We start from the raw sequence: 12628 nt of genomic DNA on the forward strand, positions 1-12628 counted from the left end.
GGGAGTTACTCCTGTCGTGCTTTAAGTGAATCTCTGAGAGTCTGCTCCGGCAGATTCTGAGGATGGTCGTAAAAAGGTGCCCGCTTGAACCACAGTCGCGCGGCATTGCTGTAGATGCCCCACAAGACCTTCATAGTCATCAGTGGAAATCTCCAGAGCACAGTACTCATGGTGAACGCCGTCAGGGGCTCGCGTTTCATCGTCATGGTGGCATCGAAATCGAGATTGCCCTGGTTCAGAGTCTGCATATGAATCAGACACTGCTCATGAATCTCAGGCATGCTCCAGACATACTCCATATCAAGTGGGTTGAACGGAGAGACATGGAATACCTTCGGAAAACGGAAGCGGAAACGTTTCAGGCCCGATGTGTTTCTGTGAATATGCTCAGGATTGATTGCCCGGGCAGACCGTCTGAAACCAGTGCTGAGCGTATAATGGAAACGTTCATTCCACGGCGTATTGGTAATTTCGGCAATAATGCCGAGTAACTGACCGTCATGTCGGTAACCGTAATAAAAAGTGACAGGGTTGATCAGGTAACCGAAGTAGCGCAGATTGGTCATCATGCACACAGTGTCCGGACGCTGACCGCAATCTTCTTCAAAGCTGTCGCAGACCTGAGATTTGAGATCAGAGAAGTCTTTACTGGCTGCCATGCCTTGCGGGCAAAAATAGTCCTGGCGACGGAAACAGACAGGCGACCAGCGGGACTTGCCCCAGAACGGGTGACGCGCAAATATATCCTCAGCGTCATCGAGATTCAGCCACACCATAAATGCCCGGTAGCACAGGGTATGTTCAACGGGCAGGAAACGCCGGTGGCGGACCTGTCCGGTGAATATTGCGCTCTCCATCACCTGATCTGCCGGCAGCGATGTCATGGCAGAGGCACTCCGAGCGCTTCGGTCACACGTAATGCGCTGACAACGCCGTCTTCATGAAAGCCATTAAACCAGTAGGCGCCGCAGAAATGGGTGCGGTTGATTCCACTGATGTCTCCGTGGCGTTGTTGCGCGGCCATACCTTCGCGGGTAAATACGGGATGAGCGTAGCGGAAGCGACGCAGAATTGTGTTTTTGTCGATATCTTCGGTTTTATTCAGGGTGACACAGAAATCGACCGGAGCATCATCAAAGTTCTGAAGCCGGTTCATGTAGTAGGTCACTGCAACACAGTCCTGAGTTTCCATGCCTATGTGGTAATTCCAGGCGGCGCGGGCCAGTTCGCGTTCAGGTAAAATCCGGCTGTCGGTATGAAGCACGACATCGTTCATCTTGTAGGGAATAGCGCCAAGAATTTCCTGCTCATCCATACTTGGAGCGTCAAGCATCTTCAGGGCCTGGTCGCTGTGGCAGGCAAATATCACCTGATCATACGACTCGCAGCCGCGCATCGAATATACATCGACCTTGTCGGCTGAACGGACGACTTTTTCAACCGGAGTTTTAATATAAACCTGATCTTCCGGTAGATCCTGCAGGATGCGCTCGACATAGGTGCGCGAACCTCCGGAAATCACTTTCCATTGTGGACGGTCATCAACACTCAGCATGCCGTGGTTATTAAAGAATCGCACAAAGAAATACAGTGGAAATTCCATCATCATTTCTTCGCTTGCAGACCAGACCGCAGCGCCCATCGGAATAATATAATTGTCCCGGAATGCGCGGCCATAGCCCCGGCGGTTAAGGTAACTTCCGAGGGTCTCACTGCGATCGAGAGTGTCGTCAGACAGCGCTTTCCGGGTCTCTTTATTGAATCTGAGAATATCGCGGATCATGCCCCAGAAAGACGGCCGGAAAATATTGCTTCGCTGGGCGAACAGAGAATTGAGCGTATGACCGTTGTATTCCAGCCCGGTTTTTTCGCATTTCACACTGAAGCTCATATCCGAGTCTTCACTGGCCACACCGAGTAGTTCCATCAGACGGATGAAATTCGGGTAGGTCCAGTCATTGAATACAATAAAACCGGTATTCACAGGCCAGGTACGATCGCCGATAGCTACATCAGTGGTCTGTGTGTGCCCACCTGCATAATCGTTCTCTTCATAGAGGTGAACCTCATATTTTTCGCGCAGAAGCCAGGCAGACGTCAGCCCAGAGATTCCCGCACCTATGACCGCAATTTTTTCTTTCATTGTTCAGTCTCCTGAGCTGATGTTCCGGTCCGGGACATTGCCCGGGTAAGGCGGTGGCGTAGAAATGCCGGAAGCTGTCCAAGACACCAAAGGACAAAAGTAAAGCGTTTCGGAAAATGGATATGCCAGCTGCGTCGTTCGAGCCCTTTAATCGTCGCGACCGCCGCTTCATCAGCGGTAATCCTCATCGGCATGGGAAAGTCGTTGACGTCGGTCAGCGGGGTTTTAACAAACCCGGGGCTGACGACAGATACGTCGATGTTTAAGGCTGCGACATCGGCCTTCAGGCTCTCCAGAAAGTGAGTGACGGCGGCTTTACTGCTGCCATAGGCTTCGGCACGTGGCATGGCCAGCATGGCCACACTGCTACTGACTCCGACTATGTAACCTCTGGGGCTGTTGCGCAGCAGTGGCAGGGCGGCGCCGACTGTGTTGACGAGACCGAAAAGGTTTGTTTCATGCACACGGCGGAACATAGCGGGCTCAAACGCCTCAACATCCACGTATTCACAGGTGCCGGCGTTGGCGATCAGGGTGTCCAGGCGCTGGTGGTTTTCTCTGATGATTTCTGAAGCCTTGGCCAGAGACGTCTCATCGGTAATGTCTGCAGGCAGCGCAGTGACGTTATTAAATCCGGCCGCCAGTGCGTTGAGTTTATCGGTGCTGCGTGCCGAAATATAAAGATGCCTGCACAAGGGTGCCAGGTGACGGGTCAGTGCCTCACCTATGCCGGACGACGCACCGGTCAGCCAGATTACCTGTTGCGACAATGGTAATGTTCTGCTCATTGCATTCTTTCCTTCAGCTTGCGTATTACCCAGCCCAGTACCGGAAGGTGCTCGTACAGCAGTGCGCCGGCGTCGAAAATATCCTGATGCGCGATAATCAGATCGTCCTGCCAGCGAAGAATGCTGGTGCCTTCCACCGAAATACGTTTTTTACCCCGTAAAATGCGGGGGTGACGGAAATGCATCGTCCAGTGCGCGATGGTCTCTGAGTCCTTATTCAGGGTGCGGTGAAATTCGAACTCAATATCGGAAATATTGCGGTACAACCCATCAAAATACTGTGTCAGCTGGTCCAGCCCTCTCACGCTATGCAGCGGGTCGGAGAACACAATGTGGGGTGCATACACAGACTCAAGCTGAGCCCGGGTTACCGGGCCGGGCTGCAACTGCTCATAAAGGGCAATAAACCGTTCCGAGGGTGACAGCGGCGCTGTGGTATTCATAGCGAACTGTCCTTTTGTTTGCGTCCTTCCTCCAGAACATGGCGGGGCACCGGGCTGAGATCATAAACAATGCCGACCCAGCTCATGGCTTTCAGCACCATGTAAGAAATATCGATTTCCCACCAGTAAAATCCCTGTCGGGCTGAGACAGCCCAGCGGTGATGGTTATTGTGCCAGCCTTCGCCAAGCGTCAGTAAGGCGAGCAGCGCGTTATTGCGGCTGTGATCTTTCGTGTTGAAGCGCCGGGAACCCCAGATATGGCCCAGAGAATTAATCGTCACCGTGGCATGAAACAGAAATACCGTGGAAATTACGAAACCCCAGACGACGAGTTGAAGGCCGCTGGTCTCCAGCTGAGGTGCCCAGACTGCCAGTGCTTCGCCGGATACAAACAGCAGAACGATCAGTAGCAGGGGCGCGAAGCTGTCATAGCGGTCCAGAAACCGCAGCTCAGGAAAACGGGCGAAGTCTTTTATACGGTGCAGTTGAGTACGGAAGCTGGCATCGCAGGTAAACCAGCCCATATGGCTCCACCAGAAACCGCGCTGGACCGGAGAGTGCAGGTCTTCCTCAGTGTCCGAGTGCTGGTGGTGCGCGCGATGGTGCGCAGCCCACCAGAGCGGACCACGCTGTGCTGACATATTTCCGAGTAGCGCGAAGATAAATTGCCAGAAGCGGTTGGTCTTATAACTGCGGTGCGCAAAATACCGGTGGTAAAAGGCGGTAATTGCGAACATCCGCACCCAGAAGAGTGCCAGGCAAACCACCACCGCTGTGGCACTGGTGCCGGTAATCAGTACCCCGGCACACGCCAGGTGCAGCAGAATAAATGGCACGACTCGTACCCAGTTAAACTCTGTGCTGGTCATGTTTTCTTCCGCACCCGCGTAAGAATCGAACCAGCGTACGATGTTAAGCAGGGGCTTACGCAGGACTGTTGCCATAGGATTTCGCAGGGTTGGTTCCCTTACGCCTCCAGAGTCTGTTTAAAGGCTGTCAGTGCGCGTTCGCGCGCTGACTTATGTTCTACAATCGGGTCGCAGTATCCATACAGCGAGCGCTCACCAGCGCTTGGAAAATGTTTCGATTTAGCACTGAGTTTTGCCAGTTCGGGCAGATAACGTGAAATAAACAGGCCTTGTTTATCGAATTTTTCCGATTGCGTGGTCGGGTTAAAAATCCGGAAATAAGGAGCACCATCTGCACCGGTCGATGCGCTCCACTGCCAGCCACCATTGTTGGATGCAAGATCTGCATCGACCAGTTGTTCGAAGAACCAGGCTTCTCCCCAACGCCAGTCGATGAGCAGATGCTTGGTAAGAAACATGGCGGTGATCATCCGCAGCCGATTGTGCATCCAGCCCTGGTCGAGCAGCTGTTTCATGGCGGCGTCCACAATGGGGTAACCGGTTTCGCCCCGGCACCAGCGATCGAAATCGCTTTTGTTATTGCGCCATGGCACGCCTTCCGTTTCCGGCTTGAACGCTTTGTGTTTGCAGAGCTGAGGGTAAGCGACGAGTAAATGGCGGTAGAATTCGCGCCAGATCAATTCGTTGATCCAGGTGTCGATGCCCTGTTCGCCGCCGCTCAGCATGCAGTTATTACGTTGCCACGCGGTGTGAATACATTGTCTTGGGGACAGGATGCCGAGCGCGAGATGAAAAGACAGACGACTGGTGCCTTCTGCATCGGGCAGGTCGCGGAGATCGTGATAGCGCAATACATCGCTGTCGAGAAACTCTGACAGACGCTGGTGCGCCGTATTCTCGTCTGTGCTCCATAGCGGGTCTGAAACAGACTCCGGCAGAGCATGTCTGTCATTAATCAGGTCGCTGACGGCGGCAGAAATAATGTCACTGGCCTGGGGAGCCGGAGCACCCAGAGGCGCAGGGCAGTAGTCCTGCATCAGACTCAGCCAACTGCGGCGAAACGGTGAATACACCCGGTAGGGGTCATTATTCTGAGTCCGTACTTCTCCAGGTGCTAACAGGCACTGATCGTGAAATTTGTTTGTGCTGACCTCATATTCCTGACACAGACGGCATACGCTGATATCCCGGTGGCGTTCGTTGATTTCGTATTCAATGTTGTAATTAAGTTCAGAAACATCCAGCGCACCCAGCACGTGCCTGAGGTCATTCTCAGAGTCTTTGAACAGGTCAGACTGAATGACCAGAAGCGGGATGCCGAGTTTCTCCAGCGACCGATGAAGGCCGTTGATTGCCTGTTTGATCAGATTTATGCGTCGGTCACCGAGGCCATGTCGACGCCATTGGCTCTCGCAGACAAACGTAATAGCCAGACAATCTTCCTCGTTGTCACGACGGGCATGCATCAGAGCAGGGTTATCATGTACCCGGAAATCATTCCGGAACCATACCAGCCGTGTCATACAGGTTCTCCAGACGTAGTAATAAATTGTGTGATCATTGCGCCGGTACGTTCTGGCATCACATAAAGTTCGCCCGGAGCACCGTTACTGTCTCCGGACAGAAACACAGGAATCTGTCCGTCGTTGCCTATGCTGTGCCAGGCTCTGCTCTCGCCGGCGCCCGCCGGGTGCAGATGCAGCCATATCCATGACACAGATACGACCGGCGCGAGAATCCGGATGTCTTCGGGCTGTAATTCGCTGCCGAAGTACTCAACCCGAAACCCCGCTGCACCCAAAGCATAGGTGATCGCCAGAACCTGTAGCTCGGCATCGCTGTGATTGGTCGCCATTAACAAGGTCCGCCCTTCGCTGTGTTTCTGCTGCAGGGCAATCAGGCTGTTCAGCTTCCGTTTCAGCAGGTATTCAAAGCTTTTCAGAACTGGGCCGCTGTGGCTGTCGGCGCGCAGATGTTCCAGCACAGGTTGCAGGCAGCGTTCCCAGTACACCGCCATCGGATAACTGGCGAGGCCCTGCTGCAGCAGGTCATCAAGACCGCGTGCGCTGAAGCGTGAACAGGCGCGCAGAATCTGATCCTGCTGCGTATGCCAGTCATCGGCATCGTCCTGATGGCTGGAGGCTGGGGTCTGCAGCAGAAGTTTTACCTGGCGTATCGGATAACCCTGCTCCAGCCAGTAAAGGATATTGCGCACAAGCTCGACGTGATCATCGTTATAGAAGCGATGACCTTTGGGGGTGCGCAGGGGCCTGATGATGCCGTAGCGTCGCTCCCAGGCCCGGAGAGTCACCGGGTTCACACCAGTGAGCCGGGAAAACTCGCGGATCGGATAACCGTCAGGGGTATCGCTCACAGCGCGTTCCTCAGGCCAAGCTCGTAGGGGTGTGGATTCAGGTACACCTGCTGACGGGCATAATCGTGTACGCCGTCGTGGTGATTGAGATGATGTTTCAGGAGCGTCAGAGGGACCACGAGAGGAATGATGCCGTTGCGATATTCGTGAATCAGATTCTCCAGCTCGCGTTTGTCTGCTGGTGACATCCAGTTTTTCAGATAGCCCTGCAGGTGCATCAGCGTGTTCGTATGCATTTTGCGACTTGCGGGTTTGCGCAGCGCGGTCATCAGATGCTGAATATACTCGTCGGCGATCCTGTCGGCGTCGTTGCTCAGGTTGGCGAGCAAACGGCCGATGGCTTTGTATTCCACCAGACTGTGCGCCATCACCAGGTATTTGTAGCGGGAGTGGAAGTTGATCAGCCCCTTCGCGGTGACACCTTCCCGGACGAAGTTTTTCCAGTCGCGGTAGGCGTAAACTCTCACCATAAAGTTTTCGAGCAGAGCCGCGTCGTTCAGTCGGCCGGCTTCTTCAACAGGAAGCAATGGATTCAGGCGGGAAAACTCGGCCGCAAACAGCCCCTGGGCTTTGCCTTCCGGGTGACCATTCGGCAGGTAGCGTTTTACCCCGAACAAGCCACAGCTGGGACTCTTCTGCATGAAAATAAATCCGCACAGATCGTCGAACTGTTGCGAGACGGTGTGCGCGTAGTCAGTGAGCTGATGAGTGACATCGAGTTCAGGCGAGTCTGTGCCGACCGCACGGATGACAGAGTCCTCCGGCGTTTCTGATACAAGACGTATAGGTTCGCGTGGTACTGACATGCCGATGGCGACTTCAGGGCACACAGCTCTGAATTCAAAGTAGCGGCTGAGTGTGTCAGTGCAGAAGCGGGAGCGTTTGTGACCACCGTTAAAGCGTACGGTCTGCCCCATGAGGCAGGCACTGATGCCCACCGGAATTTTGTCTGAAGATACTGCCTGAGCCATTTGTACAACTCCTGAATAGAATGCTGTATAGGTTCATTCTGGCAGTACCTTCTTGTACAAGTCAATAAAAGTTGTACAAGAATTTTATTTTCTGTACAAAAAATCAGGACTCAGCTGACACCTGGCGTATAACGATGTTACTGATCGCCGAAGAAACCTCCGGCTCAAGACCGACCGGCGGGTGCAGGATCAGTTCGACCTGGGTGCCACTGTCCGCCAATGCCGCTTTCAGGGTGTCCAGCTGCCCCGGAACGTCCTTGCGCAGGTGGCGGCCGGCAGCAAAAAACAACGGCAGGATATCAATTTTGCTGAATCCTTCTGTCGCCAGTTGGCGGATCTGATCTTCCATCGAGGGGTGTGCCAGCTCCATGTAGGCCAGCTCGACACGCTGTGTATCCAGACCTGAGCGGATCCGGATAAGCAGATCGTTGAAGGGAGCCAGCCAGTTGGCGTCGCTGCTGCCATGGGCGAGCAGGACGGTGGCGTTTTTCTGTGCGGTCATGCAAACATCTCCAGAAGTTGTTGTGCGGCATGATTACCGCTGATCCAGGCGCCTTCCACAGAGCCGTGCTGACACCAGTCGCCCGCGAGAACCAGTCTGCACTCCGGATCGCTCAGCGAGCCCAGCCCGGGAGACTGGGCGGGCACCGCAAACAACCAGCGATGCAGCCACTGTGAACGCACCTCCGGGAGTGGGGAGCTGCAGAGTTCTGTAAAGCTGGCGATCATAGCATTCTGTATCTGATCCCGGGGAGCGTCCTTATGCAGTGCGCTCCAGGCGTGGCTTGCCTGAATCACCCAGGCATCCGTATCTTCCCGGCCCGGCTTGCTGTTGTTGCGGGCAACCCACCCCAGTTTACTGTCGCGAACAAAGGCGGCATCAAAAGGAACGTCGAGCGGGCTGGTGAAGCTCATCAATAAGGTCCAGCAGGGCAGCATGTCGAGTGACCCGACCGTGTCAGCCAGGGCTGTTGCTGGCGGCAGCAGCGGCAGGGACTGCTCCGGCGGTACATTAATAATCAGGCCGTCAAAGGGGCCGAATGCCCGGTCGTTTTCATCCCAGAGCGTCCAGGCTTCGTCATAGTGGGTGCGTACGATTCTGCAGGATGCCTCAAAGTGATGAGCCGCTCCGATTAACTGGCGGCTCAGCGCTGTCATTCTCGGCGCGGGCACGTATCTACGGGTGTTATCCGGGGATGGCCCCCGATGCTCTGAGGTGATCAGCCAGGGGTTCACCTGCCACTCCTGAATCAGATCTTCATTCTGCCACTGCTCAAGCGCGTGGCGGAACTCGAGCGAGTGTGCGCGCAGAAACTGTGCTCCCATGTCCCAGGAGTCTTCACCGACCCGCTTGCTGGACAGGCGGCCGCCAGGCCCTCTGGCTTTATCAAATACTGTGACTTCGGCCTGATCTTGCAGGCGCTGAAGAGCGGTAAGCCCGGCCACTCCGGCTCCGATGATCGCTATCTTCTTCATAGTGAGTGCTTTGTATAAGAAGTTCGTGCTGAGTGTACGCTGATTGATCCGGCATATGCAAAACTATTGTACAGAAAAACCTTGTGCTGTATAACTAATGTATAGTTTTTAGCAACCCAATCCCCGATAGGAGATACCCATGAGTTACAAAGCCCCTCTGCGCGACATGCAGTTTGTATTATATGAAGTGTTGAATGGTGACACCGTCCTGCCTGCGCTGCCGGGTTTTGAAGACGCCACCCGTGAAATCATGGATGCCATGCTGACGGAAGGTGCAAAACTGGCTGAAAATGTATTGGCGCCGCTGAATACCTCCGGCGACCGCGAAGGGTGCCAGTACGACCCTGAAGCCAAAACTGTTACGACACCAAAGGGCTTCCGTGAGGCATATCGTCAGTTCGCTGAAGCTGGCTGGACCTCTCTCACCGGCGATGTGAACTACGGCGGTCAGGGCCTCCCGCACACGCTGAACACCCTTGCAGAAGAAATGGTGTGCTCGGCCAACCTGTCACTCGGTATGTACCCGGGCCTGACTCACGGCGCTGTTAACGCACTGACCAGCTACGGCTCTGACGAACTCAAAGAAGCTTATCTGCCTCGCCTGATCAGTGGTGAATGGACAGGCACTATGTGCCTGACTGAGCCTCATTGCGGTACAGATCTGGGTCTGATCCGCACCAAAGCCGAGCCTCAGGCCGACGGATCCTATGCCATCAGCGGTACCAAAATCTGGATCACCGGCGGTGAGCACGACCTGGCTGACAATATTGTTCATCTGGTTCTGGCGAAACTGCCGGACGCTCCGTCTGGTTCGAAAGGTATCTCCCTGTTTCTTGTGCCTAAGGTACTTGAAGATGGCAGCCGCAATCCTGCGTTCTGTGGTGGTCTTGAACACAAAATGGGTATCAAAGGCTCAGCCACTTGTGTGATGAACTTCGAAGACGCCAAAGGCTGGCTGATCGGCGAACCACACAAAGGTCTGCAGGCCATGTTTGTGATGATGAACTCTGCCCGTCTGATGGTGGGTCTGCAGGGGCTGGGTATCGCAGAAGCGGCGTATCAGGTGTCCCTGGGCTTTGCCAAAGAGCGTCTCCAGTCACGATCTCTCAGCGGGCCGAAAGAACCTGAGAAACCAGCGGATTCCATCATCGTTCATCCGGATGTCCGTCGTATGCTGTTGCGTCAGAAAGCCACTATTGAAGGTGGCCGTGCCATGGCGTACTTCACGGCCATGCAGCTGGATATCGCTCACAAAGCAGAGACTCCTGAAGAACGCGAGCAGGCCGACGACCTGGTGCAGCTGCTGACGCCTGTCGTGAAAGCGTACCTGACAGACGAGGGTTTCTTCTGTGCTAACGATGGTCTGCAGCTGATGGGCGGTTCCGGATTTACCCAGGACTGGCCGGTCGAGCAGTTTGTCCGCGATTCGCGCATCACCCGAATCTATGAGGGTACCAACGGTATCCAGGCGCTGGATCTGGTCGGGCGCAAACTCGGTCACGCCGGTGGTCGGGCGATCAAGCGTTTCTTCGCCATGCTGGATCATTATCTGAAGACTGATGGTGGCGTTCCTCATGCGGAGGAACTGCGGGCGGCGGTGACACGTCTGCAGAAAGCGACCATGTGGCTGGTCCAGAACGGCATGGCAGACCGTGAGCAGGCGGGGGCAGCAGCCACGCCGTATCTGCGTCTGTTTGCTCTGACGTCGCTGGCGTACTTCTGGAGCCGCATGGCACAGACTGCTCAGCAGAATCTTGACGAAGGCTCGACAGAAATCGATTTCTATCAGTCTAAAATTAAGACTGCAGAGTTCTTCATGCACAAGCTTCTGCCGCAGCAACTGGCGCTTATGGCAGAAATAGAGAATGGCAAAGACTCTCTGATGTCTCTGACAGCAGAGCAGTTCTGAGCCTGAGGAGGCGATATGAGTAAACGCGTTCTTATAACAGGCGGCAGTGGCTTTATCGGAAGTCGCCTCACCGCACGCTGGCTCGCTGAGGGCCATGAGATCGTCATACTCAGTCGCCGTCCTGACGCAGTTGCACGTCGCTGGGAAGGGCGTGTGACTGCGGTCTCTGAACTTGCAGAGCTTGAGGGCCGCTTTGACTGGCTGATTAACCTCGCCGGTGAAGGTATCGCTGATCAGCGCTGGAGCGAAAGCCGTAAAGAAGTATTGCGCGACAGCCGTGTTGCACTGACCGAACGCCTTGGGCGCTGGGCTCAGAGCACCGACCAGCAGTTTGAGGTGGTGCTGTCCGGATCAGCGATCGGTTATTACGGTGGTTTTCCGGGAGCACAGCCTGCCCTGACAGAAAGCTCGTCGGCAGGTAAGGATTTCGCTGCGAATCTCTGCATCGACTGGGAGAATGCGGCGGCACTGTTGGCCGAGCGTGCAGAGCGGCTGGTATATCTGCGAACGGGTGTCGTACTCGGAGCACGACAGGGGATGCTCGCGCGGATGTGGTTACCCTTCAGGCTCGGTCTGGGAGGGCCAATCGGTTCCGGGCAGCAGGTGATTTCCTGGATACATATCGAAGACTATTGCCGTGCGGTCGATTTCATCCTCAAGTCATCGCTGACAGGGCCGATAAATATGACTGCTCCAGAGCCCGTGGCCAACGCCCGTTTTTCCAGACAGCTTGCCGGGGCTATGTCACGACCTGCCTGTCTGCCGATGCCATCGTTTGTGACCACACTGGTGTTCGGAGAGTTGAGCGAACTTCTGTTAAAAGGGCAGAACGTGATTCCGAAGGTGTTGTCAGACGAAGGCTTCTCGTGGGTTTACAGTGATTCCCGCGAGGCGTTAGAGGCCGTCGTCCGTGTGTGGTAGTCTGCGCAGGTAACAGTCTGTGTACCGACTGTACAGACCACGGATATTTGACACCTGTCTTAGGTAGCATTTGTACCACTCAGCGCGTTTTTTACGCCCTGTAACCTGCTGAAAACACGGAAAAATGACGTTGGCAGGTTTCCTGTAGTTTTCTGTTATCAGCGATGGCAAAGGGAGTGATCGGCAGCTAAACCTAAAACTGTAAACAGTTAACACCGCTGCAGGTAACGACCATTATGAGCATCAGTCGTCAAACACTCGATCAGTACTTATTTGAATTCGATAACAGTTATCGGGTCAGCTATGTCAATTTCTCCCGCGCGACTGAGCTGGCCGATGCTCAGTTGATCATGACATTAGAGCGCGGCTGCGAACGTAAAACCTTTGCTTTCTCGCAGCCACACTTTAATGACGTAGACAAAAATCTGGTTGCGAGCAAAGGCTTATATATCGCCGCAGTCAAAAGTTCTCCCCTGGCGCCCAATCGTGTGGAAGTCGGGGATATCGAAGGAGGCTTTGCCTACTTCTCGGCGAAGAATGTGAAGAACATTACCCCCATGGCATGATGCCCGGGAAGAAAGACAACCGCCACAGCACCCTATTCAGAGCAGCCTTCGGGCTGCTTTTTTTGTGCCCGCATCCGGCGCATTAAAAAGTTGCGCATCACGCGGATTTTTCTGACTTTCATGTCATCCGATACTCCATTACTCTGACTGCCTGATCTGAGGGGAGTG

At 54.6% G+C, this 12628-nt stretch carries 13 protein-coding genes; 3 read left to right on the forward strand and 10 right to left on the reverse strand.

The window, feature by feature from the left end; translation table 11 throughout:
• Positions 1–5: 5 nt before the first annotated feature.
• The 10 genes from Q1L85_RS09025 to Q1L85_RS09070 form a co-directional block, all read right to left on the reverse strand.
• Positions 6–884 carry a DUF1365 domain-containing protein gene (locus tag Q1L85_RS09025; RefSeq protein WP_300425015.1) on the reverse strand — a complete coding sequence of 293 codons (879 nt, stop codon included), beginning with the start codon at positions 882–884 and terminating at the stop codon, positions 6–8.
• A complete protein-coding gene (locus Q1L85_RS09030) occupies positions 881–2143 on the reverse strand; it encodes an NAD(P)/FAD-dependent oxidoreductase (RefSeq protein WP_300425017.1) in 1263 nt (420 codons plus the stop codon). Before Q1L85_RS09030 ends, Q1L85_RS09025 begins: the two co-directional genes overlap by 4 nt.
• Positions 2140–2931, reverse strand: a complete 792-nt coding sequence (locus Q1L85_RS09035; RefSeq protein WP_300425019.1) for an SDR family oxidoreductase — start codon at positions 2929–2931, stop codon at positions 2140–2142. The genes Q1L85_RS09030 and Q1L85_RS09035 overlap by 4 nt, the downstream gene beginning before the upstream one ends.
• Complete coding sequence (locus tag Q1L85_RS09040; RefSeq protein ID WP_300425021.1) at positions 2928–3374, reverse strand: nuclear transport factor 2 family protein; 447 nt, start codon at positions 3372–3374, stop codon at positions 2928–2930. Before Q1L85_RS09040 ends, Q1L85_RS09035 begins: the two co-directional genes overlap by 4 nt.
• Entirely contained in the window at positions 3371–4318 is a 948-nt protein-coding gene (locus Q1L85_RS09045; RefSeq protein ID WP_300425023.1) for an acyl-CoA desaturase, read from the reverse strand. Before Q1L85_RS09045 ends, Q1L85_RS09040 begins: the two co-directional genes overlap by 4 nt.
• 23 nt (positions 4319–4341) lie before the next feature.
• Positions 4342–5766, reverse strand: coding sequence for a deoxyribodipyrimidine photo-lyase (gene phrB, locus Q1L85_RS09050; protein ID WP_300425025.1), 1425 nt, complete (start codon positions 5764–5766; stop codon positions 4342–4344).
• On the reverse strand, positions 5763–6617 hold the full coding sequence (locus Q1L85_RS09055) for a MerR family transcriptional regulator (protein WP_300425026.1): 855 nt from the start codon (positions 6615–6617) through the stop codon (positions 5763–5765). Before Q1L85_RS09055 ends, phrB begins: the two co-directional genes overlap by 4 nt.
• Positions 6614–7588, reverse strand: a complete 975-nt coding sequence (locus Q1L85_RS09060; RefSeq protein WP_300425027.1) for a DUF523 and DUF1722 domain-containing protein — start codon at positions 7586–7588, stop codon at positions 6614–6616. Before Q1L85_RS09060 ends, Q1L85_RS09055 begins: the two co-directional genes overlap by 4 nt.
• A gap of 103 nt (positions 7589–7691) precedes the next feature.
• Positions 7692–8090 (reverse strand): CbiX/SirB N-terminal domain-containing protein, encoded by a 399-nt coding sequence (locus Q1L85_RS09065; protein WP_300425029.1) that lies wholly within the window; start codon positions 8088–8090, stop codon positions 7692–7694.
• A complete protein-coding gene (locus tag Q1L85_RS09070) occupies positions 8087–9064 on the reverse strand; it encodes an NAD(P)/FAD-dependent oxidoreductase (protein ID WP_300425031.1) in 978 nt (325 codons plus the stop codon). Before Q1L85_RS09070 ends, Q1L85_RS09065 begins: the two co-directional genes overlap by 4 nt.
• A 139-nt stretch (positions 9065–9203) precedes the next feature.
• Between Q1L85_RS09070 and Q1L85_RS09075 the strand changes: the two genes are divergently transcribed.
• The 3 genes from Q1L85_RS09075 (at position 9204) to Q1L85_RS09085 (ending at position 12460) form a co-directional block, all read left to right on the forward strand.
• The gene (locus tag Q1L85_RS09075; RefSeq protein ID WP_300432911.1) at positions 9204–10973 is read left to right on the forward strand and encodes an acyl-CoA dehydrogenase C-terminal domain-containing protein; all 1770 of its coding nucleotides are present in this window, start codon (positions 9204–9206) and stop codon (positions 10971–10973) included.
• A gap of 15 nt (positions 10974–10988) precedes the next feature.
• The gene (locus Q1L85_RS09080; protein WP_300425035.1) at positions 10989–11894 is read left to right on the forward strand and encodes a TIGR01777 family oxidoreductase; all 906 of its coding nucleotides are present in this window, start codon (positions 10989–10991) and stop codon (positions 11892–11894) included.
• A 236-nt stretch (positions 11895–12130) separates the two neighbouring features.
• Complete coding sequence (locus tag Q1L85_RS09085) at positions 12131–12460, forward strand: hypothetical protein (protein ID WP_300425036.1); 330 nt, start codon at positions 12131–12133, stop codon at positions 12458–12460.
• Positions 12461–12628: the final 168 nt, after the last annotated feature.

Source organism: uncultured Thalassolituus sp., assembly GCF_950066645.1.
GTDB lineage: Bacteria > Pseudomonadota > Gammaproteobacteria > Pseudomonadales > Oceanobacteraceae > Thalassolituus.

What these genes read in the sequence shown, in the direction of transcription:
- Q1L85_RS09025 (WP_300425015.1), bottom strand. Translation starts at nt 884, where the DNA reads ATGACATCGCTGCCGGCAGATCAGGTGATGGAGAGCGCAATATTCACC.
- Q1L85_RS09030 (WP_300425017.1), bottom strand. Translation starts at nt 2,143, where the DNA reads ATGAAAGAAAAAATTGCGGTCATAGGTGCGGGAATCTCTGGGCTGACG.
- Q1L85_RS09035 (WP_300425019.1), bottom strand. Translation starts at nt 2,931, where the DNA reads ATGAGCAGAACATTACCATTGTCGCAACAGGTAATCTGGCTGACCGGT.
- Q1L85_RS09040 (WP_300425021.1), bottom strand. Translation starts at nt 3,374, where the DNA reads ATGAATACCACAGCGCCGCTGTCACCCTCGGAACGGTTTATTGCCCTT.
- Q1L85_RS09045 (WP_300425023.1), bottom strand. Translation starts at nt 4,318, where the DNA reads ATGGCAACAGTCCTGCGTAAGCCCCTGCTTAACATCGTACGCTGGTTC.
- phrB (WP_300425025.1), bottom strand. Translation starts at nt 5,766, where the DNA reads ATGACACGGCTGGTATGGTTCCGGAATGATTTCCGGGTACATGATAAC.
- Q1L85_RS09060 (WP_300425027.1), bottom strand. Translation starts at nt 7,588, where the DNA reads ATGGCTCAGGCAGTATCTTCAGACAAAATTCCGGTGGGCATCAGTGCC.
- Q1L85_RS09065 (WP_300425029.1), bottom strand. Translation starts at nt 8,090, where the DNA reads ATGACCGCACAGAAAAACGCCACCGTCCTGCTCGCCCATGGCAGCAGC.
- Q1L85_RS09070 (WP_300425031.1), bottom strand. Translation starts at nt 9,064, where the DNA reads ATGAAGAAGATAGCGATCATCGGAGCCGGAGTGGCCGGGCTTACCGCT.
- Q1L85_RS09075 (WP_300432911.1), top strand. Translation starts at nt 9,204, where the DNA reads ATGAGTTACAAAGCCCCTCTGCGCGACATGCAGTTTGTATTATATGAA.
- Q1L85_RS09080 (WP_300425035.1), top strand. Translation starts at nt 10,989, where the DNA reads ATGAGTAAACGCGTTCTTATAACAGGCGGCAGTGGCTTTATCGGAAGT.
- Q1L85_RS09085 (WP_300425036.1), top strand. Translation starts at nt 12,131, where the DNA reads ATGAGCATCAGTCGTCAAACACTCGATCAGTACTTATTTGAATTCGAT.